At 35.0% G+C, this 25,620-nt stretch carries 19 protein-coding genes; 7 read left to right on the top strand and 12 right to left on the bottom strand.

Annotated elements, in window-relative coordinates:
* The first annotated feature begins 738 nt into the window (after nucleotides 1–738).
* From LB465_RS09390 to LB465_RS09375, 4 genes are all read left to right on the top strand, one after another.
* A complete protein-coding gene (locus LB465_RS09390; RefSeq protein WP_224469604.1) occupies nucleotides 739–918 on the top strand; it encodes a hypothetical protein in 180 nt (59 codons plus the stop codon).
* A gap of 146 nt (nucleotides 919–1,064) precedes the next feature.
* Nucleotides 1,065–2,150 (top strand): sensor histidine kinase, encoded by a 1,086-nt coding sequence (locus tag LB465_RS09385; protein WP_224469603.1) that lies wholly within the window; start codon nucleotides 1,065–1,067, stop codon nucleotides 2,148–2,150.
* Between the two features lie 380 nt (nucleotides 2,151–2,530).
* Entirely contained in the window at nucleotides 2,531–3,274 is a 744-nt protein-coding gene (locus LB465_RS09380) for a DUF6088 family protein (RefSeq protein ID WP_224469602.1), read from the top strand.
* Complete coding sequence (locus tag LB465_RS09375; RefSeq protein ID WP_224469601.1) at nucleotides 3,271–4,251, top strand: nucleotidyl transferase AbiEii/AbiGii toxin family protein; 981 nt, start codon at nucleotides 3,271–3,273, stop codon at nucleotides 4,249–4,251. The genes LB465_RS09380 and LB465_RS09375 overlap by 4 nt, the downstream gene beginning before the upstream one ends.
* A gap of 655 nt (nucleotides 4,252–4,906) precedes the next feature.
* On the opposite strand, the gene LB465_RS09370 is transcribed toward LB465_RS09375, so the two are convergent.
* From LB465_RS09370 to LB465_RS09360, 3 genes are all read right to left on the bottom strand, one after another.
* The gene (locus LB465_RS09370) at nucleotides 4,907–6,037 is read right to left on the bottom strand and encodes an efflux RND transporter periplasmic adaptor subunit (RefSeq protein WP_224469600.1); all 1,131 of its coding nucleotides are present in this window, start codon (nucleotides 6,035–6,037) and stop codon (nucleotides 4,907–4,909) included.
* Nucleotides 6,034–10,368, bottom strand: coding sequence for a CusA/CzcA family heavy metal efflux RND transporter (locus LB465_RS09365; RefSeq protein ID WP_224469599.1), 4,335 nt, complete (start codon nucleotides 10,366–10,368; stop codon nucleotides 6,034–6,036). The genes LB465_RS09370 and LB465_RS09365 overlap by 4 nt, the downstream gene beginning before the upstream one ends.
* A 69-nt stretch (nucleotides 10,369–10,437) precedes the next feature.
* Nucleotides 10,438–10,836: a hypothetical protein gene (locus LB465_RS09360; protein ID WP_224469598.1), complete on the bottom strand. Its 399-nt coding sequence runs from the start codon at nucleotides 10,834–10,836 to the stop codon at nucleotides 10,438–10,440.
* Nucleotides 10,837–11,287: 451 nt separating this feature from the next.
* Between LB465_RS09360 and LB465_RS09355 the strand changes: the two genes are divergently transcribed.
* A complete protein-coding gene (locus LB465_RS09355) occupies nucleotides 11,288–12,496 on the top strand; it encodes a site-specific integrase (protein WP_224469597.1) in 1,209 nt (402 codons plus the stop codon).
* A 297-nt stretch (nucleotides 12,497–12,793) separates the two neighbouring features.
* Here the strand turns inward: LB465_RS09355 and LB465_RS09350 are convergent, their stop codons facing one another.
* The 9 genes from LB465_RS09350 to LB465_RS09310 all read right to left on the bottom strand — a co-directional run bounded on the left by LB465_RS09350 (nucleotide 12,794) and on the right by LB465_RS09310 (nucleotide 23,073).
* Nucleotides 12,794–13,765: a type IV toxin-antitoxin system AbiEi family antitoxin gene (locus LB465_RS09350; protein WP_224469596.1), complete on the bottom strand. Its 972-nt coding sequence runs from the start codon at nucleotides 13,763–13,765 to the stop codon at nucleotides 12,794–12,796.
* 254 nt (nucleotides 13,766–14,019) lie between these two features.
* The gene (locus tag LB465_RS09345) at nucleotides 14,020–14,469 is read right to left on the bottom strand and encodes a hypothetical protein (RefSeq protein ID WP_224469595.1); all 450 of its coding nucleotides are present in this window, start codon (nucleotides 14,467–14,469) and stop codon (nucleotides 14,020–14,022) included.
* Nucleotides 14,469–14,846 carry a helix-turn-helix domain-containing protein gene (locus LB465_RS09340; RefSeq protein ID WP_224469594.1) on the bottom strand — a complete coding sequence of 126 codons (378 nt, stop codon included), beginning with the start codon at nucleotides 14,844–14,846 and terminating at the stop codon, nucleotides 14,469–14,471. The genes LB465_RS09345 and LB465_RS09340 overlap by 1 nt, the downstream gene beginning before the upstream one ends.
* A gap of 2 nt (nucleotides 14,847–14,848) precedes the next feature.
* Nucleotides 14,849–15,373 carry a hypothetical protein gene (locus LB465_RS09335; RefSeq protein ID WP_224469593.1) on the bottom strand — a complete coding sequence of 175 codons (525 nt, stop codon included), beginning with the start codon at nucleotides 15,371–15,373 and terminating at the stop codon, nucleotides 14,849–14,851.
* Between the two features lie 202 nt (nucleotides 15,374–15,575).
* Nucleotides 15,576–18,167: a DEAD/DEAH box helicase gene (locus LB465_RS09330; protein WP_224469592.1), complete on the bottom strand. Its 2,592-nt coding sequence runs from the start codon at nucleotides 18,165–18,167 to the stop codon at nucleotides 15,576–15,578.
* Nucleotides 18,164–20,254, bottom strand: a complete 2,091-nt coding sequence (locus LB465_RS09325) for a site-specific DNA-methyltransferase (protein WP_224469591.1) — start codon at nucleotides 20,252–20,254, stop codon at nucleotides 18,164–18,166. Before LB465_RS09325 ends, LB465_RS09330 begins: the two co-directional genes overlap by 4 nt.
* A gap of 617 nt (nucleotides 20,255–20,871) precedes the next feature.
* On the bottom strand, nucleotides 20,872–21,360 hold the full coding sequence (locus LB465_RS09320; RefSeq protein ID WP_224469589.1) for a HEPN domain-containing protein: 489 nt from the start codon (nucleotides 21,358–21,360) through the stop codon (nucleotides 20,872–20,874).
* Nucleotides 21,350–22,444 (bottom strand): GmrSD restriction endonuclease domain-containing protein, encoded by a 1,095-nt coding sequence (locus LB465_RS09315; RefSeq protein ID WP_224469587.1) that lies wholly within the window; start codon nucleotides 22,442–22,444, stop codon nucleotides 21,350–21,352. Before LB465_RS09315 ends, LB465_RS09320 begins: the two co-directional genes overlap by 11 nt.
* A 239-nt stretch (nucleotides 22,445–22,683) precedes the next feature.
* Nucleotides 22,684–23,073 carry a helix-turn-helix domain-containing protein gene (locus LB465_RS09310; protein WP_224469585.1) on the bottom strand — a complete coding sequence of 130 codons (390 nt, stop codon included), beginning with the start codon at nucleotides 23,071–23,073 and terminating at the stop codon, nucleotides 22,684–22,686.
* A 403-nt stretch (nucleotides 23,074–23,476) separates the two neighbouring features.
* Between LB465_RS09310 and LB465_RS09305 the strand changes: the two genes are divergently transcribed.
* Both LB465_RS09305 and LB465_RS09300 read left to right on the top strand, forming a co-directional pair.
* Nucleotides 23,477–24,259 carry an RNA polymerase sigma factor gene (locus LB465_RS09305; protein WP_224469582.1) on the top strand — a complete coding sequence of 261 codons (783 nt, stop codon included), beginning with the start codon at nucleotides 23,477–23,479 and terminating at the stop codon, nucleotides 24,257–24,259.
* Nucleotides 24,260–24,261: 2 nt separating this feature from the next.
* Entirely contained in the window at nucleotides 24,262–25,359 is a 1,098-nt protein-coding gene (locus LB465_RS09300) for a hypothetical protein (RefSeq protein WP_224469580.1), read from the top strand.
* The last annotated feature ends 261 nt before the right edge of the window (nucleotides 25,360–25,620 follow it).

Raw genomic sequence — 25,620 nt, 5'->3', positions numbered from 1 at the left:
TTTCCTTTTGCATTCCAATATTAAACCGACTGTAGTTCAGGATGGATAAGAAGTGAAGTCATTTTCATTTACTTCTTCCAGCGCCATCGCATTACCTTTTGATGATCTTCATCTTCAAGCTTTAAAATTAAAGAGGAGTTATAAATAGTGCAGCGGTTTATGCACTCCGGTTAATTTCAAAGCTTGTTCTTTAGCATCAAAAGGTAAGGTGTGGTAAGAAGAATTTTAAAGAAGTTGAAATCCTGATCGGTGAATTTAAGTTACTGCCAGGCGGACTTGAGTCAAAAAGCTTATCCTAATCATTTTATCTACCGCTTACACTTTATAGCTTTTTGGCTCGTGTCCAAGACAATTGTAATGAACCTCTTTTTCTGTAATGGAGCTTTTGCGAAGTGGAAGGAAAAGTGGTGAGAGGTTTATTAAAGCACAAGTTTTTAATTAAACCGGGAACATCTTTATTTTTCTTATTTATTTAAAATTCATCTACTTTATCCTTTCTCATTTTACGAATTGTCGCAAATTCAAGCCTAATTATGCGGCTTCCCAAGTCATTTGTCGCAAATTCCTACAAAACCCAATTCGCAAAAAAATTATAACTAATTAAAAATGAGTGATTTAAAAAAATGTAACGCGGCTTTGCCCGTTACCCTCTTGCTACTCATTTTTGCTCTTCTTACATCGCAAAATGCTAGCTTTAAAACTTATAAATTTTAAAAACTGCTTTTAAAACATCAGGAAATGGAAAAAGGTATTTCTGATCATTCAGTGGAAATGAAAGACCTTGGTTCAAAACTTGAAGAAGCCAAGGCTTATCCAATCTGGGCATTAATTGTTTTTGGGCTATCGATATTGCTTAATATCTTAGGCTCCGGAACATTTTCTAATCTTAAACCCAAATCCAATCACTCCATTACCTGATTAAAAACACTACTACTAAAATTACAAAAATACCTTTACTTCAAAGTTTTATTAAAGAAATCGGTTCTGATTCCATAGAGGAGATGAACACGAAATAATAAGGTATATTTTTTTACTTACATTTACTTCCCTTGCCAATACCTACAATGGATACTGATAATTACACCCAAAAAACTGACCTTGATCTTGAGCTTTTCTTTTCACTTTCTCATGATTTCTTATGTATTGCCGGTTTTGATGGCTACTTCAGGAAAATAAACCCTGCATTTATAAACCTAATGGGTTATACGGAGGAAGAACTTTTTAGCCATCCAATAAGACATTTTGTCCACCCACTGGATAAGGTGAAAACTGCAGAGACCCGCGCAAAAATTTTAGAAGGAATTCCTTTAGTGCACTTTCAAAATCGCTACATCACTAAATCGGGTAAAATTGTATGGCTCACCTGGACCTCTGTTCCCGTACCAGAAAAAAAATTAATCTATGCCATTTCAAAAAATATAACACACCTCAAAAAGCTAGAAGAAGATCGCCAGTACAGGATATTAAACCTTACCTCAGTAAATTCCGGACTCACTAAATTAAGTTACACTACCGCTCACGATTTACGCGCACCCGTAAATAATTTAATATCTCTTATTGAACTACTAGATTTCAAAAAAATAGAGAATGAAGAGACCCAACTATATCTTGACATGTTAGGAAAATCGGTTCTAAGATTAAAATCCACCTTGAACGACCAGATTGACCACCTCAGGGAAAATCAACTATTAAAACTCGGTTTGGAACCAGTGAATATAAAAGAAATTGTATATAATATTATCGACTCCCTTGAATCTATAATTGAAAATACGGGAACCATCTTCGAGATTGAATTTTCTGAAATTGAAATCCTCCGGTTCAATAAATTCTATTTGCACAGCATATTTCTCAATTTAATCACCAATTCAATAAAATATTCCAAACCCGGGATTGCACCGCAAATCAGCATTGTTTCTAAAAGAAGTGCGACCGGTATCGAAATTCAATTTTCAGATAATGGAATTGGGTTAGATATGGAAGAAAACGGAAATAAATTATTTGAATTGCACCAGGTGTTTACAGATCATCAAGATAGCAAAGGTATTGGGCTTTATTTGGTAAAAAGCTACATGACCAGCTTGGGAGGTACTATTAAAGTAAGCAGCGAGAAAAATGCGGGAACAACTTTTTATTTATGTTTTAGGAATTAAGTTTTATCCTAAAAATAATAGAGCCCACGCCGTTGTATATGCTAATCACATTTAGTGAGCGAAATTCAACTCACGGGGTTACAAGAACCCTCGTATTGAACCACAGGGGCAGGTCCTGTATATGTTTTGAAAGGGCTCATAATCTATATTTTAATGGGCTCAATAAGGACTCATTGAAAAGAGTCGAAGAAATATAAAAGAGTATAACCCTAGTGATATCAATAGGTTTCAGCGATTGAATAAGGGCTCAGTAAGTTGAATATAATAAAGTATAAAAATCATATAGATGGCATTTAATCCAAAGTCATCTACACTTATCTCCAAAATTTATTTGAAAAATGTCCAGTTTTTTATTTAATAAACTGGACAAAATATTATCTTTGAAAAAACATAAATCCTTGAAAACTACTGATTATATAGCTAATACGATCAATAGATTCCCTAAGGGATATGTTTTCACCTATGAGGATTTTAGTATAGAGGTGAAAAAAAAAGAAGCTGTGATTAAAGCTTTAAACCGGATGGTGGAAGCGGGTAAAATCTCTAAATTATCAAAAGGAAAATATTATAAGGCGGAAAAAACTCCATTTGGTGAAGTACAGCCAGATCAGGAACAGGTAGTTAAAGATCTATTGGAAGATGATGGAAAGCTTATAGGTTATCTTACGGGGTATAGTATTTATAATAAATTAGGTTTGACCAGTCAAGTAAGTAATACTATTCAGATTGGGAGAAATCAAACAAGGCCGAAGCTAAAAAGAGAACGTTACACAATTTCTTTTATAAAGCAGAAGAACACAATTACCAGGCAGAACATTCCTTTACTTCAAATTTTAGATAGTATAAAGTACATCAAAAAAATACCTGATAGTTCTATAAAAGGATCTTTAGAACGGCTATTAAAAATAGTAGGGAAATTGCCCGGTAATGATAAGAAAGAATTAGTTAGATTATCTTTAAAATATCCACCCTCCACAAGAGCTCTACTAGGTGCAATGTTAGGAGAAGTAAAGGAAGAATCTATTACAAATCCTTTAAAAGTATCGTTGAATCCAATTACCAAGTATAAAGTTCCTGGGGCTTCTAAAGTATTGTCTAATACAAATACCTGGAACATTTTATGAAACTTCATCAGGACAAGAAGCTGTTTAAGCAAGCCATACAATTTACTTCTGACCGGATGCAAATACTGCCTATATATGTTGAAAAAGACTATTGGGTAACCTATGCACTCTATACAATTTATAATAATAAGATAGGAAAGGATACTATATTTAAAGGAGGTACAGCTTTGTCAAAATGTTATAAGATCATTGAAAGATTTTCTGAAGATATTGACTTAGTGGTTCTACGAAATGAGGGGGAATCCAATAATAAACTAACTACAAAAATTAGAGAAATTAGTAAAGTAGTTAAGGAGGTTTTACCGGAAATCAATATTGAAGGACTAACCCAAAAAATGGGTATGAACCGTAAAACTGCCCATTCATATTCTAAGGAGTTTGATGGTGATTACGGTCAGGTTAGAGATGCCATTATAGTGGAGGCTACCTGGTTGGGATATTTTGAGCCATATACAAAAAAGAGAATCTCTTCATTTATCGGGGAAATGATGGTTGATAATGATCAAGTCGATATTGCAAAGGAGTATGGCCTTTTGCCTTTTGAAGTCTTAGTACTGGAACCTACAAGAACAATTTGTGAAAAAATAATGAGCCTTGTACGTTTTTCATATAGTGAAAATCCCGTTGAAGATTTAAAGAAAAAAATAAGGCATCTTTATGATTTGCATAAACTCTTACTCAAAAAAGAATTTGCAGATTTTTTTAATTCTAAGGAGTTTGAGGATATGATTATAAAGGTTGCAAATGATGATGTGAAAAGTTATAAGAATGATAATGCTTGGCTAGCATCCCATCCTTCTAAAGCTCTCATATTTAGTGATTCAAATATGCTACGGACAGAGCTAAAAAAAGCATACTTGGATGAATTTCAAAACTTAGTCTATGGAGAGCTTCCCGAAGAAAAGGAACTGTTTTTGACTTTAAATAATCTAAGGGATAGATTGTTTATTATTAAATGGGATATAGAGGTGAAATGATAAATTTTTATCCTAAAATTATACCGACGCTAATACCGATTTCTTAGAGATTTAAGTATTTGAATGGTGTTTTCTCTCTAGGAATTTAAAAACTGAGTTCAAATTTAGTAGGGAATTCTTATATAAATGGGATAATAAAATATGAAAGGGAACTAGCCAACCACCGGTTCCTCTGGATGCCGCAGGGGAAAACATTTTTAAAGCCGATCAGATCATGCTTAAACTTACTTTTATCCCTACTGATATAATGATGTTGGAACAGGGAGGAAAGACTACTGAGCTTAAAAAGAAGTAGATTATAGTTAATTTTAAGTTAAAGGTGTCTAATTCGGGGGCACTCTAAAATGCCCTAACCGAAAGGCTTTGTAAATACGGGGTGAGAGAGAATTAAAGCACTCCCGCCTCGAGCACTTTTAAGCCTACAAATAACAACAAAACCCCGTAAAACTCACTGTTTACGGGGTTTTTCTTTTTTCACAATATCAAATTGTATCATTTAAACGGATATAAAAAGTGTCCTAATCGGTAACCTTTTTGAGATTTTAAGGACAACAGATTTTTCATATTCTTCTGTCAAAAATAGGAATCTCAATTCCCAAGCAAGAAAAATGTATGTTTTGCAGTTAATCTATATTCCATATTTTCCGGAATCCTATTATTCAATGAGTCTAAAACCTCCCTTAATTAAAAAGCGATCATCCTGCGTAAACCCGGCCTGATTCTCAATCCCGATAAAACCATTAGAAGTTCCTATCACCTGAACAGGCTGCCTTTTAAAAATATATCCATCTTCATTTTCCTCTTCTAGTTTTAGTACATACGAGATTTCATCCTGAGTTATCACCGCTTCCTCAGGCAATGCGAAATGAGTAGATTGATTAGTTAAAATATCCGCTTCTACAAACATTCCCACAGAAAACTTATCGATTAAACTATCGGGTAAATGCCCATGTACTTTTACTGTTCTCGTTTCCCTGTCAATTGATGTGCCTACCAAATACACTTCAGCATTAAAAGACTCTGATTTCGCTTCCGGAATTCTGAAAATTATTTCCTGCCCTTTGGTAATTTTCATGATATCATTTTCAAATGCAATAAGCTCAAGGTGCATATGTTCTTTATCAATAATCTCCATAATACGATCCATAGGGGAAACAAACATACCTCTGCTTATATCTAAAGCAGTTACACTTCCCTTAATTGGAGCATAGATTGTAATTTCTGAAGTTATCCTGCCCTCTTCCACACTGGCTGGATTAATATTAAGCATTTGTAATTTCCGCCTTAAACCGTTATACATAGCAAGGTTTTTTTTATAATCACTTTTTGCCTGTAGAAATTTCTTTTCTGAAGTTACTTTTTCCTTCAGTAGGGTTTGCTGTCTTTCAAAATCTGCTTTAAGATAATTCTGTTGCTCTGCTACTTCTAAATACTCTTGCTGTATTTCAATATATTCTGGGTTTTCCAATGTAACCAGTGACTGGCCCTTCTTGACTTCATCTCCAACCAGAAGCGGTATACGTTTTACATATCCGCCTGTAAAAGCACTGATTGCAACCCGGTTTTCCGGCGGCACATCTATTTCTCCTGTTGTTTGTACAACTTCCGGAAAATCTTTTTCTATAAGAAACCCCAATTCCATCGCGCTGCTGCTAAATTGATCCTGGGAAACCACGATTTCTCCAGGACTATCTTTTGAGACCTGTTCCTCACTCTCCTCAGAATTCTTACAGCTAATGATTACTGGAAATAAGAAGATGAATACTATATATTTGAGATTTTTCATTCCTTTGGTATTAAATAATTAATGGCAATTACGGTTTGATTATAAGCATTGAGATTTTCCAGATAGGAAAGTAGAATTTCATTCGCACTTTCCAGGCTTTGAATATATTGTAGGAAATCAATTTCCCCATTTTGATAACTTAAATTGGCAGTTTTAAGAATCTCTTTTGAAAGTTCATTCCCTTCATTTTCGTAATAAGAAAGCGACTGTCTATATTTCCTAAGATCAGCACTCAGGGTCAGGTATTTTGATTCCAGAAAGACCTTTGCATCCTCAGCTTCTTGTAAAGCTCGCTTCTCTGCAAAGCCCGCAGCTTTAATACGTGCAGCTTTTCCTGTAAATAAAATCGGAATTTTAAGTCCGACCTGGTATCCGTATAAATAATTATTTAACCCTGAATTGGTTCCTGTGAAATAATTCAAACTTATATCGGGCAGTAGTTTTTGTTTCTGATATCGAGCCTCAGCTTCAAAAAGTGAAACTCTAGCCTGATGGTAATCCAGTAACAGGTGCTCCTCTACTCCCATATTTTCTATTTCCAGTTTTGGCAGTTCAATTTTAGCTATATGGAGTGATTCATTTGCCTGTACCAATCTTTGCAAGTGTTGCCGGGCTATATTAACCGCTTCACCCACCTGCCCATAACTTGTTTGTAATTCCCGTTGTTTTGCCTGAGCAGTGATCTTCTCCAGGTAATTGGTTTCTCCCAGTTCAAACCTTCTTGTTGCAGAATAGGAAAAACGCCTGTAAATGCTGTCTAAATAAGCATACACCTGCTCCCGCTCCATCTCATATTGCAATCGGTAATATGCTGAAGCTACTGCGCCTTCCAACTCCTTTTCTGTAAGTTCATAAGTCAGATCTTTAAGTCTGTACTCTGCTTTATTTCTTGACCTGGCTGAGGTATAAACTGTAGGAAAGGAAAAATCCTGTTGTACACCCCACACCTCCAGAGGTTCATTGTTTACAGCCAGATTATTTTGATCGTAATGGTAATAAACTTCAGTATTACTAAAATCAAAAGCTGTTTTTATCAAGGCTTCAGCTTCTTTGGTACTAAGCTGCGATGCTTTTAAACCAGCATTATTCTCCCAGGCCAGTTGTTTTATTTGTTCCAGGTTCAGATTTTTTTCCTGCGAGAAACCAGGAATAGCAGTTAATAATAACAAAACCATCGTACCTCTGGAAAGTTTAGTCCCACCTGATTTTGGCCGAGTGGTATTTCCGAAAATTGAATATAATACAGGCAACACAATAAGGGTTAGTAAAGTTGCAGACACCAATCCTCCTATCACTACCGTAGCCAAAGGCCTTTGCACTTCAGCTCCCACATTGGAAGAAACAGCCATAGGAAGGAAACCCAGGGCAGCTGCCGAAGCTGTTAAAAGTACCGCACGTAGCCTGTCTTTAGCTCCTGAGATTATAAGATCATTATTATGTGTCATCCCTTCTTTTTTTAATTCTTTAAAATGTTCGATAAGCACAATTCCATTTAGCACCGCAATACCAAATAGGGCTATAAAACCTACCCCTGCTGAAATACTAAAAGGCATATCCCTTAACCATAGAAGTAGAATCCCGCCAACTGAAGCCAGTGGTATGGCGGAATAAATTATAAGTGCTTCTTTAACCGATTTAAAGGCGAAATAAAGTAGTATAAAAATTAGAACAAGCGCTATAGGCACTGCTATAAGTAGCCTTTTCCTCGCGCTTTCAAGATTTTCAAACTGTCCGCCGTAGGAGATGCTATACCCTACCGGTAATTCAATATTATTATTAATAAGCATCTGAATGTCATCTACAACCGACTGCAAATCGCGATTACGGACGTTTATACCCACTACAATCCTTCGGCGTGTATCATCTCTGGAAATTTTGGCAGCACCGGTTTGGTATGAGATTTCAGCCAATTCCCGCAGCGGGATTTTATCTCCTGTGGGTGTATCTACATACAAGTTCTGAAGACTTTCAAGATCCTTCCTGTTGGCCTGATCTAATCTTACTACCAGGTCAAACCTTTTTTCTCCTTCAAAGACATTTCCTACGGTCTTTCCGGAAAACCCCATGCTTATTAGATCATTAAGATCGGCTATATTAAGCCCATATCGTGCAATTTTCGACCGGTTGTATTTTACGTTCATTTGGGGAAGCCCCTCTACTTTTTCTACTGTTATATCAGCCGCTCCCTCCACATCGCTAATCAGATTTTCTATCTCATTAGCTTTATTGCTTAAAACGGTAAGGTCTTCTCCAAAAATTTTAATAGCAATATCGGCTCTTACCCCGGTAATCAATTCATTGAAGCGCATTTCAATAGGCTGTGTAAATTCTACGTCCATTCCGGGAATTACGGCAAGGGCCTCCTTAAATTTACCCGCCAATTCATCCTTACTTTCTGCACTTACCCATTCACCTTTTGGTTTTAAAGCGATAATTACATCGCTTTCTTCCATAGACATAGGATCTGTAGGCACCTCTGCAGCACCTATTCTTGTTACCACCTGGTCTACTTCAGGAAAGTTATCCAGAAGTATATTCTCTATTTGGGTAGTCAACTTAATGGTTTCACTAAGAGAAGTTCCCGTCTTCAGAACTGGTTGAATCACAAAATCTCCTTCATCTAGCGTAGGAACAAATTCCCCTCCCATACTATTAAAAATGTATATAGAAATTGCGAGGATAAGTACAGCAAGTCCCAGCACCAGTTTTTTAGCATTCAGCGCGAAACGGATGGCGGGATCATATATCCGGGTTAAAAAACGCATTAGACGAACAGAAATATTCTTTTCAGATAAATTAGAAGGCTTTAGAAACAAAGAAGACATCACGGGCACATAAGTAAAGCAAAGGATCATCGCGCCTATAAGAGCGAAACTAAAGGTGAGTGCCATTGGCCTGAACATCTTTCCTTCAACTCCGCTCAAAGAAAGAATAGGAATAAAAACAATAAGTATAATTAGTTGACCAAATACCGCTGAATTCATCATTTTTGATGCTCCCGAAAAAGTAATCCTGTCCTTGGCAATTCTTCTCTCTTCAGTTTCGAGATTTTGAAGTTCATCTTTTTTATCTGTAATTTTAAAAGCTATAAACTCTACAATAATTACGGCCCCATCTATAATAATACCGAAATCTATAGCTCCCAGGCTCATTAAATTGGCATCTACGCCGAAAATATACATTAGGGAAAGGGCAAATAGAAGACAAAGTGGAATGACCGATGCTACTACCAGCCCAGATCTTAAATTTCCCAATAGCAGAACCACAACAAATATTACAATAAGACAGCCTAGTATTAGGTTTTCGGCAATCGTAAAAGTGGTTTTACCAATAAGAACACTTCTATCTAGAAAACCGTTAATGTAAACCCCTTCAGGTAAATTTTCTGATATGGTTTCTACCCGTTCCTTTACGGCTTCAATCACCTTGTTGGAATTTTCGCCTTTAAGCATCATCACCTGCCCCAGCACTTTTTCGCCCTCTCCATTTCCCGTGATCGCACCATACCGGGTAGCATTCCCAAAACCAACGGTAGCAATATCTTTAATATAAACAGGACTAGCTCCTATTTTGGTCACTACAATGTTCTCTATATCTTCCAGGGAGGTAACAAGTCCTTCACCACGAATAAAATAAGCCTGGTTAACCTTTTCGATATACCCACCTCCTGCTACGCTGTTATTTTTCTCAAGGGCAGTGAATACATCGGCTGTATTTATATTCATAGCCATTAGTTTTCCTGTGTTTATGGCTACCTCGTATTGTTTAAGCTTTCCTCCCCAGCTGTTCACCTCTACCACACCGGGAATTCCGGAAAGCTGTCGTTTTACAATCCAATCCTGGATTGTGCGGAGCTGGGTAGCAGAATAGCGGTTTTCGTAACCGGGTTCTGTATCAAGAATGTATTGATAGATCTCCCCTAAGCCTGTTGTAATAGGACCCATTTCGGGAGTTCCAAAACCTTCGGGGATATTCTGGGAAGCCGATTCAATTTTTTCGGCAATTAGCTGCCGGGGCAGATAAGTTCCCATGTCGTCTTCAAAAACAATGGTGACTACCGAAAGTCCAAATTTAGAAACCGAACGTATTTCTTTCACACCCGGTAAATTTGCCATTTCAAGTTCCACTGGATAGGTTATGAATTGCTCCATATCCTGCGTAGAAAGATTTTGTGAAGTAGTAATTACCTGCACCTGGTTATTTGTAATATCCGGCACTGCACCAATAGGGATTTGAGTGAGCGAATAAATACCATAACCCGCAATAAACAGGGTAAACAGAAGAACAATAAGCTTGTTCTCTAAACTGAATTTTATAATTTTTGAAAGCATAAACCTGTATATAAAATAAATGAACTACAAGAGATTTTCTTGCAGATAAGAATTTTAAAAATCAAAGTTTTATGCTACTCGAGGAGGCTGGAAAATTTTCGATTCTCTGATTGAAGAATAGGTTTCTGTATAAAAAAAGATAGATGAGGAAGCAGGCTCTGAAATTACTTTAGTAGAAGAAAAATCGTTGAGCAAAATAACAAAAACGATAAAATTTTGAATATTGGAATGATGACTAAACGGAAGTTTTTCGTGATCCTCTTCTTCCTCGTGATTATCTGTAGTGTGTTCTTCTTTTAGTTCACCATAATGTTTAGACAGAAAAATTTCAAAACTATCCCCATAAGTGTCGGCGTGAAAGGCAACGTGTTCTACCATATCACCAATCTGTATAAAATCCTTGAGGCTAATAGTAAACCCCTGGAGTAAAAACAGAAAGGAGAGCCCTATGGAAATGATAAAATTCATTACATAAAATTATAACAATTATTATATATATATATATCAAAAGAGAAATTAATTTTTTAAAACAAAAGAAAATTCAGTGTAGAAACTATTAATTATAGTGCGTAAAATGCTCTGTTTAATTGAAATAAAAGTGCAAATAGCACAAATCTGTTTTTTAGTTGAAGAGGAAGATAAGGTGTGATTCTTTTTTAAATATTGAAGAAAATTCTCAACTACATACTTAAAGAAAAATAAAGTGTTGTCCCCAGTAAAAAAAGAAAGCTCCCCCTCTTGGGCTCGAACCAAGGACCCTCTGATTAACAGCCGCGAAATTGGTGTTTCAGATAATTTCATTTAACTTCTTATGTATTGATAATCAATATTTTACAACTTTTTCCTTGTCATTTAGTTTTACAATATTTACCTTTATTTGCCCATTTGTTGTACCTATGTTGTACCCAATTTAAGCCGCATGATTACTATAAAAATTGTACAGAGAACAAAGAAATTAACCGATGGGTTGTACCCAATCTTCTTGCGTGTGACCAAAGATCGGCAAACTAAATATTATAAAACCCCATTTAGTGCAGAGATTTCCGAATGGTCAGCTTCAACAGGGACCTTTAACAAAAAGATGAAAAATCATTTTCCGTATAACCGGTTACTGGTAAAAATTAAGGATCGGGCATACCAGGTAGCATCGGAAATTGAAATTCAAAATCCTGATTATACACTTGAAGATTTTGATAAGCTTTATAGAATTACCTTCAACCCGGTTAAAAATGATGTCTTTGCGTTTTTTGATGAAATAGTTGACGAGATGACCTATGCTGGTCGTGTAGGAAATGCGAAGTCTTATAAGGATACCAAAACCTCGGTGCAAATATTTCATAAGAGCAAAAAACTTAGTTTTCGCGAAGTGAACTCTACCTTTTTGAGCAAATATGATGCTTTCTTAAGATCCCGAGGTGGAACCGACGGAGGTGTTGGCGTAAAAATGAGAGCTATAAGGGCATTGTTCAACAAAGCCATAGAGCGTGGCATTGTGAAAGAAAGTTTATATCCCTTTAAAAAATATAAAATTTCAGGTTTAAGAGGCAAAGGTTTTAAACGTGCCCTGGATTTTGATGAAATAATGCGCATTGTCAATGTGGACTTGAGTAATCATCCGCATTTAGTTGATACCAGAAACTACTTTGTTTTTAGTTTCTATACCAGGGGGATGAACTTTGCCGACATGATGGGTCTGGAATGGAAAGATGTAGAAAAAAATGTGATCTATTACACCAGGGCTAAAACCAAAGGAAATTTCTCAATTGCCATAATGCCCCCGGTAAGAGAAATTCTAGACTATTACCGAATTAATGGGTATGGGAATAAATATGTATTTCCATTACTGTATCGTGAAAACTACACTCCTACCCAACTTGCAGATCGAAAACATAAAATGTTAGGGATCTACAATAAAAATCTAAAGGAACTAGCTACAATTTGTGAGATCACAAAAAATGTCAGCAGTTATGTGGCCCGCCATAGTTTTGCAAACTGCCTAAAACAAAAAGGAGTTGCTACTGATGTGATTAGCGAATCTTTAGGACATCAAAACCTAACGGTGACCCAGGCATATTTAAAAGAATTAGATACTCAGGTAGTGGATAAAGCTCTGGAAGTACTGTTGTAATGGTTCTATATCCAGATCTCATTTAAAATGGAAGTACAAATTTATATTTTTTAATTACTTCTTATTATGTAAGGCAAATTCCTTATGACTTTATAATTAAGCATTTTTGATTCACCTGGATACTTCATTCTTTAATCCCTTTTTTAAATTCAAAAAGGATTTTCTGAGCCAAATCAAGACCCCAATCTTCCTGGCTGGCCCATTTTTTTAAAAAATTGGAAGAGGTGGCTAATGAGGTATGTTTTTACGTCATCGATAATTTCAAAAACCTCTTTAAAATAAGGAATGGCAAGTTCTTTATAGGTCTGTTTGGATATACTCATCAAAAATCTTTTGTGCGGTTTCCCGGCAGCGTTTGTCTTCTTTTAGAAATAGATCTGCATAAACTAGGTAAGGTGGTGCAACAGGACCTGAATCTCCTTTCCAGAACTTTTCATAAACGAATAATTCTCCTTCAGCATTAGGTCTAAGGTTGTAATTTTTCATCAGGTTTACCGAAGACTCGTTGCTATACAATATGAATTCTTCCGGCCTCAAATAACCGGTCAATAAATCACCTGCAGGCTCTCCTCCCCATTGGGTTTCTCCCTGAGTTAATTCGAGGTTTCGCCAATCTTTCCGTAGTTCATAACGAGCCCGAAATAATTTAGGTTTTAGATGTTGGTCATAATCGTTAGTCCAGCGATCTAATAAACCTTTACGATCTTCCCAGAGATAGTTATTTTTGTGAACGATTAAAAAGCCTTGATCTTTTAAAGTTTTAATCACTTTAGGCACTGTTCCCAGACTCACACCACTCTTTTCTGCTATGGTTCTTTGTCTGGCATTTACTAACTCAGGATGAATTAAAAGACTAAAGACCAGTTTTAGTCCTGTTTTTGTAAAAGCCTTGTGGTTATGATATTTTTTATTTTTTAATGACTTTTTAGATTCGATAAAAACATAATTGTTTGCGTGATTTATAAAAGCGCTTCCATTCTCTTCCAGGTAAGCTATTCCTTTTTCCTGCAAGCGTTTTTTTATTGCCGGATGAAGTCTTCCCACTACGAGTAAAAAATTTTTATACTCCCGTTTTCTTTCCAAAAGCTGGGGAATTTGATGCTGACGTAATTCTTTCTTAATTTCAATCACCATCTTCAAAGCCTCGTTATTGAACGGAAAATGAAAGATAAGGTACCCATCTAAATTTTGTGAAGTTCCATATTTCGCATAGATATGACTTGGTTCTTCCAGGTTCTTTAAAGCATTGTAAACGAGCTCTTCTTTCATTTGTTCACGTTTTTCATCTGTTCACGATTCGTGAACAGTGTAAATTTATGAACAAATATACAAATCCCATTCTGTTTCAACTGTTCGGAAGAATTAATATCCCTAGTCCTATCTGGAGAATAATGCTGCAAGGTTCTTTCTGAAACGTGAATGAATGGGAAAGCCTTTTCAGCCCGTAGCAATCAGAATTAGACTAATTTGAGAAAATGAACGATAAGAAGTCGTTAGTTAATATTGAAGATATTTTTCTACTATTATGTGCCTTTAGTCTTAGTACCTAACATTTTTATTGGTGAAATTACTGGAAGTATCACACCCTGAAAGTTTGTATTCGCCAAACGTTCATAAAGCATTCCTCTAGCCGTGGAGAAACTAATACCCAATAAAGTAGCGATTAAATTTCCAGAAAAACGCGGAGTATTATCCTCATTAATATCATAGAAATTTTTCAAATTTTGTATTTTGAAATGAAAATCTGTCTCAAAGTCCAACTGATTTCCGTCTTCTTTTTTTTGCTGATCAGATAAATTTATTAATAGTTTTATTCTAATCCTTTCATCTTTTAAGTTATGAGCAGTTTTATGAGCTACATCAATATCGTACGATGGTTTCTGAGGTTTTTTCCCTTCTTTGATCTTACTATTTAAAATCTCTATATGGAAAAGCTCAATTTCCTCCGGAATTATAGGAGAGTTTTTACTCATTATATTGCTTCTTGGTATTCTGAGTTTTCCTCATAATCATTGATATCTTCTTCCAAACCTTCACCCTTTACAGATCCTAAATACACATATCTGTATTCTGTTACCGGTTCAATGCTTATTAGATCTACACCTAAAGCAACCTCCATCTTGGTAATACTTTTTAATGTAAGATTATGTAACCCCGTTAACCACTTAGAGACTTCGGAAGGTTTTTTACCTAGCATTTCAGCAAACTCTTTTTGCTTAATATCCCTTTGGTCTAAAATGGCTTGAACTTTATTAGAAATTGCCAGATTGCGCTCTGTCAACTTTTCTATTTCCGGATCGCCATTCTCTTCTAACCAGTTATCAATAATATTATTCTTAGGAAAACTCATAATCAAAGCTCTAGTTTAAAGTCTTGTTCAAATTCAATTTGTGTGAAGTCTTCAATCCAACGGATTTCTTTCTCTTCTAATGCTGCTTGTATTGCGGCAGTTAATTTATTTGCCAAACTGAAGTGGGATGATACATTTGGGCAATTTTGAGCATAACGGGAGGTTTTAAGGTCCCCACTAAATAAAAATACAACGTTCTCATTAAGTCTGAAGGTGTACAACCTAAGCATATTATTGGCCTTCTTTCCTTTTTCAATGTATGCCGGTTCCCGTTTAACTCCTTTAGGGGGTAATGCAGAAGTATCTGCAATTGCTGCTTCAGATCTAAAATGATGGGGTTGTGCACCATATTTAATTCCTATAATTTTAATCCAAGAAAGGATATGATTAAGCTTACTCTTGTTTGATTCCGTTTGAACGGCTACAAATTCTTCAAACAGAGACAGATTATTATCATTAATCACAAGAGAATAATAACTCACCTTATTATATCTTGCTATAGGTTTTATACGTGCAAATATATTCACTTATAAGTTAATTTTAAAACTTTTATTCACTTTTAAGTTAATTTTAATTTCTTTCAAAAGTATTACTTATTCCCCTTATAGCTCTCCATACGATAATACCGTAATGGGCTACTAGAATACCCATCTTTTAATTTATCTATTAAACCTTACCAATACCCTTGGGTCTCAAATTTGTTGATTATAGGCCGGGTACTGATTTTGATCAATATTCATTTTTACCAGAACTAGCCAGTTCTTTATCTAGGTTACTAGTAAATAAACCCTGCACTAACTTTCCATTTCTCAAATACTCAAAGAAATCATCATAATTTTCAGGACTTAAAAAATGGAAATTATAACGTTGAACAATACCATTTTCTTCTAATTGTTTATTTAATTCCTGAAAATGAATATTTGCCCATTTAAATTTAGCCTTATTCAAATCAGAATAATCCTGATCGTCTTTTATTTCTACAACGGTAATGTATTCCATCCCTTTTTCAAAGGTTTTAATAAAAAAATCGGGGTTAAATTTTCCTTGTTTAGTATGATTTCCTGATTTACTTGATAATGAATATTCAATTGTATAAAAACTTTGGTTTGTTGATTTCAACCAGGAACTTATAACCTTTGCATTTTCATTTTTAATTAATTTTTCAGCAAATTTTCTTTCGGGGGTCGCATTGAGAAAAACTAAATCAACTGGTGTTCTAAAATCATAGCTATTGGCCTGTCTTACTGCAGTACGAGGCAATGTTTCATCACCTATTACGTCCTTTAAAAAATTTAAGACATCTGCATCAGTAACTTCTTCAAGGTAATTATTGGAATACATGACAGTAGAATTATATCGTAAATTACCAACGGACAAAGTTTCTTTAATTCGTTCCTTAGTGGAGATTATAAATGGTTTTTTGGCTATTCTTACTAATTCAAGTGATTTATTCTTACGCCTTAACAGGGTATTGAAAGATGAGAAAATATTTCTTTTATTCTTTTCGTTTAACTCGTCACCTTCAAGCCCAACTTTATCCATTGAACGGCGAATCAATTTAGTGATTTCTTTCTTAGGTGGAAGGTCATTCTTGGTGTACTGTCCTTCTTGCAGATTAAGTGTTACTCCTTCCCATTCTCTGGTCTGAAATTCGTAATATATTTTATCTACAATTTCTTTTATAGGCGTCATTCGATTTTTAATCTTATACTCGACCCCCTTAAATTCGTTACTAAGGTTTGTATATGTGGTCTCCTGACTTACTCGGTCAACCGAAGATTCAAGAGTTATAAAACCTTTGTAATTAAACTCTTTCTTCTTACTATTATTCTCAACTGCTTTTTCTATTTTGTTGTAATCTATATTATAGAGTTCAAAATGAAATTTACTTCTATCGCCTTTCGTAATATTAGAACTTTCCAAGCGCATTTCTAATTCAAGAATTTCATCCACCAATCCTTTAATTTTTGATCCCCAAGAAGAATGATTAAAAATTGTGACTTCTGCATTACCAGTGTATTGTGGTGGCACCCTTAATCCGCGGCCCAGAACTTGAGAAATCAATAATTTCGAATTGAATGCTCTTTCCTCCATAGGGACTATTTGAAAAACATTTTTAACATCCCATCCCTCTGTTAGCATCGATACTGAGATAATCCATTCTACTGTAGACTCAGGCATATCTACATCCTCTAAGCGTATAAGATTATGTTTGTGCGCTTTGTCAGATGTAACAGTCATGACAAGTTTGTCACGAATTTCACGTTCCTCTACCCCTTCTTCAAGCATTAAAAACTCTACTAAGCGTGTTTCAAGTCTCTTTGCATTTGTAATATTATTGGTTATCAGAATTGTAATAGGTTTTACATTTTTATAGGTAACCTTATTTTGATTTTGATTCTGATAGATTTTCTGAAATCTTTGGTCTTCGTTTATGCTGTCATCTTCTGAAACATAATTAATCTTCTTCACAAATTTTTCATCCACTGCTTCTCGCAATGAATATCTGTATATAACATCATTAAAGTAATCATTCCCTATGTAGGCGGTACCGGTAAACCCAAGCATATATTTAAAATCATAGCCTTCATCTAATAGAAATTTTTTCCACACTTTGAGGCCTTTTGCCTCCATGGTATTTCCAGAAATTTTATTGTAAATGTGATGGGTTTCGTCATTCAAAACAAGCGTGTCCGAGCCTTGTTTAAAACCAAAACTATTCTCAATTGAGGAGCCAGTTCTTTCGTAAACAGAGTGGACATTCTCAATACAAATAGCTCCTTCCTCTACTGTAACATTTCCGTCAACAATACTGGGGTTTTTTATTATTGCAAATTCAGGAACTGTTTCTTTCAGCTTTGTGTCTGCAGCTAAATCAAAAAATTTTTTATGCAATTCTTTTTCAATAGTAGTAGATGGACACAAAACAAGCACTCTTTTTACCAAACCTGTACCCATTAATATTTGAGCTATGCCGTACATCACATAACTCTTACCTGTACCTGTAGCAAGGTCTATTGTTGCAGATAATTTTCCAGGTAACTGAATTTTACGATGATAATCAGTCAATTCAGGGTATCTTTCCCTCAATTGAGGATTTTGATAGTGGTTTTTTGTAACTAAATCCTCAATGTTTGAATACTCTTTAGAAGCTAAATAGATGACCGAATTTTTTATAGCTTCTTTTTGGTATTCTCTAGTGCCGCAGAGTCCGTCCAAAAATCTATCCCAATGTGAAAGTGTTAACTCGCTTTGATTGTAAAATTTATTAACCTTCAGAACTAAATCTTTCGTGTCATATCGCTTTTTTTCTTGAATCATCCCTTTCCATTTTTGGTAGTGAATACTTCTCGGAATTCATTGCCATAGATATCAATATAAACTGCGCTTACTTTGGCACCATAATTTTCTATTGAAATATGAGCTTGGCCCTTTTCATCAATAATATCAGTTGCAAAAAATACATCTGACATCAAAAACTCATTGCCGTTATAATTTTTATCCACTACAACCATTGCAAGCGCTTCGAGGCCAGGAATATCTTCCAGGGTTTCCTCATCAGGGTAATAGGCCTTAAATTGCTCGATAAAAATTACCCCATCCTTAAATAAGGATTTTACTTCTGGCTGTCTAATAAAATGAAAGCCTACTGCATTTTCTAGTGAGTTTACATTATTAGAACTTTTTGGTTGTCTAAATTTTTTGAATTTTTCTTTATGCAGTTCCTGTATAATTTGATAAGGCACTTTTAAAAAATAGTATCTTACATTACCTATCTCATAATAATCATCTATAAATTGAACGGAATTTGCTGGAGCAATTAAATAAATTCTATCACCCACTTTTTTGCCGATATTTTTATGTAGAATTAGCAAATAATCTTCATCTACTGCTGCATCCTTGTGTTCCCAGTATTTCCAAATTAATACATCATAGCCATCTTTACGTTCGCCTTGAAATTCGATTCCCGATATTTTTTTTGATTTAGGGGTTACCTCAAAAAGATCAAGAACAAAATTTTCATATTCATTATGTTTAAGATTGAAAAGTTTTTCAATATCATATATACCAGTATTTATTGTATGAAAAGCTTTTGATGGCTTCTTATATAATTTATTTTTGCCTTTTAAATTTTTACTCTCCTGAATGGTCAGCATTCTTTTTTGAACAGTAAAAAAAGAATATTTACCAATGTCGCAGCCTATCCATTTTCTATTCAATTTTTCACTAACAGCGCAAGTAGTTCCGCTACCCATAAAGAAGTCTAATACAATATCATTTTCATCAGTAAAAGCAAGAATAAATCTTTCTAATAAACCTTCAGGTTTCTGGGTTGGATAAAGGCCTTTGCCACCTTTCATCCTTCCCACATCTTGCCATATATCTTGAACTACCTGACCTTCATCTTGTCTTTTATCTAAAAACATAACTTTACATCTTTGAGCACCTTTTGGGAATTTGGGAAGAAAAAGAGTACCATCATCAAGCCAGCTTTCCATTTCATCATAAGTACCCATCCATTGTAAGCCAGGTTTTAGTTTGACACCACGCCATTCAAAAATCTTATCAGGATTATTGCCTTTCCAAGAAGCTCTTTCTAATTTTACATATCGCGCACCTTCAGGTAACGGACTAATAGCTTTCTTTATTTCGCCATGGTGACTCATATAAGAATATTCCTTCACTGCAGCATCACTCAAATCAATCGTTATATCTTCCCAATTATATTTGAAATATTCCGATTTTGAATAAATTAAAATTGTATCATGGATATTCCCAAACTTTTTCTTAGCATCATTATGTGGGTCTGACCTTTGCCAAATAATTTCATTTTTAAAATTATTCTCTCCAAATATTTCGTCAGCAACAGTCTTTATATAATGAACCTTTTTATAATCAAGATGTATAATAATAACACCCTCTTTATGAAGAATTTCTTTAGCTACAATTAACCTTTTTCTAATGAACTCAACAAATTCAGAGTCTTTAGTTTTATCACTATAGGCTTTTTGTCCCTCTGAACCATTAAAATCCGATTCCGTTGCGAATGGTGGGTCTATATAAATTAATTTAACCCTATCTTTTACCTTATTTTTGATTAGTGGGTCTTCATTCTTATAGATTGTTTTAAGAAACTGAAGATTGTCACCAAAGACTATCATATTCTTCCAACCATCAGCAAAAGACTCACGATTGCCATTATAAGTCCTTTCAATCTGCAAGGGTGCTGCTGTTACCCCATCCTCATCTGCAAGAATATCCTCTTTGCGCATTTTACCAGCGTACACCAATTCATATTCCTTATGTTTAGTGGGGAATAGTTTATACTTAAAATCATCAGGCAATTGCTCGTCTTTTTGCAACTTTTCTATTAAAAAATCTTTTTCTCTTTGGCTTAAATCTGTCATTTGTGAGTTAAAATAAAAAATTGATAAGTAGGAAGTTTTTCCAGATAGATCAAATGAATTGGGTGGCTATTGAATATTTAAAAATAGTATAATTATTCAGGCAAATTATTTAGCATGCAATTACAGTTTTGAAAAATCGTGAAAGAATATTTATTAAGTATGTTTTCCACACTCAGAGTTTCACTCGGTTCTAAATGAGACATTATTCTATTGGCTGATGGTATTTATTCTTCTACTTATTTCAGACCAAACAGTCCCTAATATAAGCAATTTTATTTCCTATTTGAATTGGTTTGGTGACTGTATCATAATCTCAAATATAATTTTTTTAAAAAAACAATTAACTATTCAAAGGTGTTCGAATCAATACTGTTCCACCTATTTTTAACTTTCCTATGATCTACAAAAAATATATCACGAAATACACTCAAAGGTAAAATTTAATTTTATAGGAGGGATTAAAAAATCGGTTTCACTTCAAAAAGTTATTCAGATTTTATTGGTGGTAATCAAGAGTATTTTCTCACACTGAAACATTCCTGTGAGTTTCTAATTAATTTTAATTCTGAAGATCCTTCGATTGACGGTTTGTATGAGTGTCATCCATTATAAATATTTCAAGTGCTGGATTCTTTTTTATTTAATTTGTTTTCAATGTACTTAATGACTTCAACTGTCTTATTCAGATAATTCTCCAATTTGATTATGGTTATATCTGAATCCCTTCCATGTGCTATATTATGTCTATCTTTAAGAATGTAATTTATTGCTGCGCCCCTATTTTCTTCTTGTAAATAATCTCTTAGCGGGTCATGCCAATCAGGATTAAAAGATTTGGCTAAAGCTCGTATTTTTTCACTATTTGCATTTTGAATTTTATAAAGTTGAGACTTTGTATATGTCAAAACAACAGAAGGGCTGCAACTATTTTCTGCTATATCGCTGAATACGTGAAAGACCGAATTTTCAATAAACCCTGAACATAGAACACATATATACTTGGTCATGTGCGATCTTAATTCATCGTCAGGCTCAAATTCCTTTGCTTTAATTATTAATTGATGAATTCGATTGTACTGTGTGGTCAGTTCGGCATTATTGAACATATTGATTTATATATTCATTAAACAGTCGGTGTCTCTCCTCAACAACCTTATCGTCTGAAGTTGCTCTTGTTATGGAGTCCACAAAATCTTGATTTTTATATAGACTATCTATATTCTCGGAAAATGTTCCGAAGTCTATATTGCCTTCAATTCTATTAGCTATACCTACCATTAATACCTCGAATGCAGCAGCATTAAAAACTCTGTCTGGTCTAAAAGCATTCTTGCCAATTCTCTCATATATAATATCAGTTGTACGCTTAAAAATTGTTCTTAATCTATCTAACTCTGTATCCGTAGGGTTTCTGTATCTTCCATTGAATTTATTTAGAAATTCCTTTAAGGGTTTACTGTATGAATCAAGTGAGGTGTATATGGCAAAAAATCGCAAAATCATTTCTTGATCTTTTAATCTATTATTTTTTTTTCCAAATAATTCTCGCCAAGTGGGATATTCGTTTAACTCTGCGATTAAATCATTTAATTTGCCAATATAGATTGCTGACCTTATTTCCTGAGGAGTAAGTTTTCGTCCACCCGTATTTAACCTCTCAAAAACATGATATATGCTAGTATTATCATCCGTCGGGGTTTCTTGTTTTATTATTGTGGCGTGAATAATTGAATCGTCAAGATTAATTCGATCGTCTTCCTCTAATTCTTCATACGTCTTACCTTCAAATTTATCTTGTACATTCTTAAGTTTAAACACTCGTTTTCTTGCATCACCTTCCTTTGGGTTGAAAAAACCTTCATAAAAAAATAGTAATGATTTCAATCTTTGTTGTCCATCAATAACTGAGAGTTTATTTGAGTCACTTTCTTTCGCTAAAAAAACACCCGGCACGGGTAATCCAAGTAATAAAGATTCAATAAGTCTAGAAGCTTCAGCTTGATTCCATACATAATCTCTTTGAAAAGGTGGAATAAAAATATCTCCTCTTCTCAGCCTTTTGACAAGGCCATCAACATCATAATCTGCACCATAACTAGAAATCCCATAAATTTGAGGGGAGGATAAATCTTCGTTATCTTCTACATCAATAACGGGGTCATCTAGTTCCTCAATGTTATTACCATTCATATTTCATTTTTTTATGTTTCTTATGCTTTAGCTTACTAGTCATAAAACCAGCAACTTATAAAGTTAATATCCTATTCCCACGGATTAACACAGTCCTGCTAAGATAAAGCATTAAAACAAAAGGAGGTTACGGAAAACCATAAAGAGTGGTAGTAGGGTTAAAATGTAGTAATAGAAAAATTACTTTTCTAAATCCTATAGAGAAAAAATAAATAACCCTCTGAAGGCACTAGTAAGCTTTAGTTACCTTCAAGCTCTGTAATTCGTTTCTGCAGTATTGATTTAGTCTCTTTTAAGGATTCATTGGCGTCTTCTAAAGCATTATTCGCTTTTTCTAGGGCATCCAATTGATTTTGAAGATTAACTAATTTATCTCGCAAAACTTCTGGATCGGTTTCTTTAATAATTGAATTAGTGGAGTCTTTTTGCAGCATAGGACCATCACCCGTTAGTAGCCAAGCGGGATTTAGTTCCGTGCATTTAGAATATAGTAATTCTGCATCAAAAGAATTTCTTGATTTCCAGTTCGATAAAGTCTGTCTAGTTATTTCTAAAAAATCTGCTAATTCTGCATCTCTTTTAAAGCCATAATGCATCTTTATCTCATCAAGCATTTTTGATTTATCCATAAAAAGTAAACGAAATGTTTATAAAAAGCATTTAAATAATTGTTTTGTAAACAATTTGTTTATATATTTGGTTTTGTTCCGAAAAAAGGAACAAACCAATGAACAGGCAAACTTACGTAATTTATGAAGAAAACTTATAACACAGGTGTAGTAAACGCCCTTGCTTGCAAATATAAGGTTACCCCTCGTTACATACGATATTGTCTGAATGGTGATAGGACTCCAATTTACGCAGATGAATTAATAGCAGAATATAATCAAAAATTGGAGCAGGTAGAAAAGGCATTAAATTCAGATAAATGAGTCATTTATCGAGGAATTTTAAAATTGGTTTTATGCGAAGACCTAAACTTGGATAGAAGAATCTTCATTTATATCACTAATAAAATTAATAGGGCACATTATGTTACAGCGTATTTTTGAATTATTACAACAAGGACATCCCGATGCTTTGGAGTTTATCTACACAAAGTACCACCGCTCTATATTCTGGGTTGGTAGGCAAATTCTGGATGATGATTTTGCTGTGGAAACATTGGCGCAGGATACTTTCCTCATATTATGGGAGAAAAGAGATCGCATAGAACGACCTGAACATATTTACTATTTCCTACGAACGGTAATGAAAAGGGAATGCTATACCTACTATACTCGTCCTAAAAATAAGTTTTTCAGAACCGTCAATTCCTTGGAAAGTTATGAGAACTACCAAGAATATTTGTACGGCTTTGATCCAGAGAAAGATGATGTGCATCTACTGAACCACGAAGTGCAACAGAAAGCCTTTGATAGGATAAGACGTGTTTTTCCATTACTCAGCAATGAAAGAAAGCGCCTTATAGAACTCTGTCTGAAGTATGATTTTCGCTATAAAATTGTTGGCCAGGTAATGGGTAGCAGTATTACCCATACCAGCAACGAAGTAAAAAAGGCTATCGAGGATATTAAAAACATTATCCACCAGGGGAGCAATTTGGAAACAAAACCAAAGCCGTTGGTAGCGGTAAAAATTCAAAGGAAAATGACCGCGGAACAGGAAAAGGTCTTGCAGTTGCGTAATGAGAAGCAGTACTCCTTTGCTTCCATTGCGAAAGAGCTTAATCTTTCCCAAAAGGAGGTCCACCAGGAATTTATGGCCGCCTATAAGCTGATGCAGCAAAAACACCAACAACAGCAATCGGCTTAGCGATGGGACAGGATACAATAAAACTCACTCGAAAGATCCAGTTGCTTGTCGATTTGCCTACAAAAGTTGAAAGAAAGGAGGCCCTAGATAAACTCTACCAGTGGCGCAACCGCAGCTTTAAGGCCGCCAATCTTATCATTAGTCATCTCTACGTTCAGGAAATGATCCAGGAATTCTTTTATTTAACCGACGGAATAAAGTATAAACTGGCCGATGAAAAGAAAGATGAAGCCGGTATCCTGAACCGCTCCCGCATCAATACCACCTACCGGGTAGTATCCGATCGCTATAAAGGAGAAATTCCTACCAACATTTTAGGTAACATCAACCATAATTTAATGGGTACGTTCCAGAAAAATAAGGTAGCATACTGGAAGGGGGAACGCTCGCTGATGAACTTTAGAAGGGATATGGCTTTTCCATTTGATATGGAGGGCATTAAAGGATTATGTTATGATGAAGAGAAAAAAGCCTTTTGTTTTCGTTTGTTTTCCATTCCGCTAAAGACCTATTTAGGAAGGGATTATTCTGATAAGCGAAAGCTACTGGAGCGGGTGGTGGCAGGAGAGACAAAGCTATGTACTTCCCACATTCAATTAAAAAATGACAAAACCTTTTTGCTGGCCACATTTGAAATTGAAAAAGAAAAACATCGCTTAAAGCCTAATGTGATCGCGGAAGCTTCTTTATCGCTGGAATACCCGATTATAGTAAAGACCGGAAAGACAAGACTCAACATTGGCTCCCGGGAAGAATTTCTATATCGTAGGCTTGCCATACAAGCCGCCCGGAAAAGGGCACAGGAAGGGGTTACCTATGCAAGATCAGGTAAAGGACGAAAACGAAAAACCAAAGCAGTACAAAGGTTCCACGAGATGGAAAAGAATTACGTGACTAATAGGCTGCATCTCTACAGTCGGAAATTAATCAACTTTTGCATCAAACATCAGGCGGGTACGCTAATTTTAGTGAATCAAGAAAATAAGATTGGAATTGCCAAAGAGGAGGAATTTGTGCTTAGAAACTGGAGCTATTATGAACTGATGGCCAAAATAAAATACAAGGCTGAAAAGGCAGGCATTGAACTTATCACAGACTGACGATTTTAGGAGGGTGCTTGTAAACCCGTAAGGTGAGGTTGAAAATTACACTCACTAAATGCGTAGAGCATATACAACCGTGGGCTCACTTATTTTAAAAGCATAATCAAATAGCAGGGCTTGTAAGGAGAGGCAGGTTAAAACCAGGTATAGTATTAATCATATGCATTGTAAGATTATAGGTTGAAGATTTTAGAGGGTGCTTGTACATCCATAAGGTGAGGTTAAAAAATTGCACTCACTAAATGCGCAAAGCATATA

The sequence above is a fragment of the Salegentibacter lacus genome (genome assembly GCF_020164555.1).
In the GTDB taxonomy this organism is placed as follows: Bacteria; Bacteroidota; Bacteroidia; order Flavobacteriales; family Flavobacteriaceae; genus Salegentibacter; species Salegentibacter lacus.
This window is presented reverse-complemented; position numbering and strand designations above follow the sequence as displayed.

Excerpts from the sequence above, each read along its gene's own strand:
- LB465_RS09340 (WP_224469594.1), bottom strand. The coding sequence starts at position 14,846 with ATGAGTTTTCCTAAGAATAATATTATTGATAACTGGTTAGAAGAGAAT.
- LB465_RS09305 (WP_224469582.1), top strand. The coding sequence starts at position 23,477 with ATGTTACAGCGTATTTTTGAATTATTACAACAAGGACATCCCGATGCT.
- LB465_RS09355 (WP_224469597.1), top strand. The coding sequence starts at position 11,288 with ATGATTACTATAAAAATTGTACAGAGAACAAAGAAATTAACCGATGGG.
- LB465_RS09350 (WP_224469596.1), bottom strand. The coding sequence starts at position 13,765 with ATGAAAGAAGAGCTCGTTTACAATGCTTTAAAGAACCTGGAAGAACCA.
- LB465_RS09315 (WP_224469587.1), bottom strand. The coding sequence starts at position 22,444 with ATGAATGGTAATAACATTGAGGAACTAGATGACCCCGTTATTGATGTA.
- LB465_RS09325 (WP_224469591.1), bottom strand. The coding sequence starts at position 20,254 with ATGACAGATTTAAGCCAAAGAGAAAAAGATTTTTTAATAGAAAAGTTG.
- LB465_RS09390 (WP_224469604.1), top strand. The coding sequence starts at position 739 with ATGGAAAAAGGTATTTCTGATCATTCAGTGGAAATGAAAGACCTTGGT.
- LB465_RS09345 (WP_224469595.1), bottom strand. The coding sequence starts at position 14,469 with ATGAGTAAAAACTCTCCTATAATTCCGGAGGAAATTGAGCTTTTCCAT.
- LB465_RS09330 (WP_224469592.1), bottom strand. The coding sequence starts at position 18,167 with ATGATTCAAGAAAAAAAGCGATATGACACGAAAGATTTAGTTCTGAAG.
- LB465_RS09365 (WP_224469599.1), bottom strand. The coding sequence starts at position 10,368 with ATGCTTTCAAAAATTATAAAATTCAGTTTAGAGAACAAGCTTATTGTT.
- LB465_RS09375 (WP_224469601.1), top strand. The coding sequence starts at position 3,271 with ATGAAACTTCATCAGGACAAGAAGCTGTTTAAGCAAGCCATACAATTT.
- LB465_RS09320 (WP_224469589.1), bottom strand. The coding sequence starts at position 21,360 with ATGTTCAATAATGCCGAACTGACCACACAGTACAATCGAATTCATCAA.
- LB465_RS09310 (WP_224469585.1), bottom strand. The coding sequence starts at position 23,073 with ATGGATAAATCAAAAATGCTTGATGAGATAAAGATGCATTATGGCTTT.
- LB465_RS09370 (WP_224469600.1), bottom strand. The coding sequence starts at position 6,037 with ATGAAAAATCTCAAATATATAGTATTCATCTTCTTATTTCCAGTAATC.
- LB465_RS09385 (WP_224469603.1), top strand. The coding sequence starts at position 1,065 with ATGGATACTGATAATTACACCCAAAAAACTGACCTTGATCTTGAGCTT.
- LB465_RS09300 (WP_224469580.1), top strand. The coding sequence starts at position 24,262 with ATGGGACAGGATACAATAAAACTCACTCGAAAGATCCAGTTGCTTGTC.
- LB465_RS09360 (WP_224469598.1), bottom strand. The coding sequence starts at position 10,836 with ATGAATTTTATCATTTCCATAGGGCTCTCCTTTCTGTTTTTACTCCAG.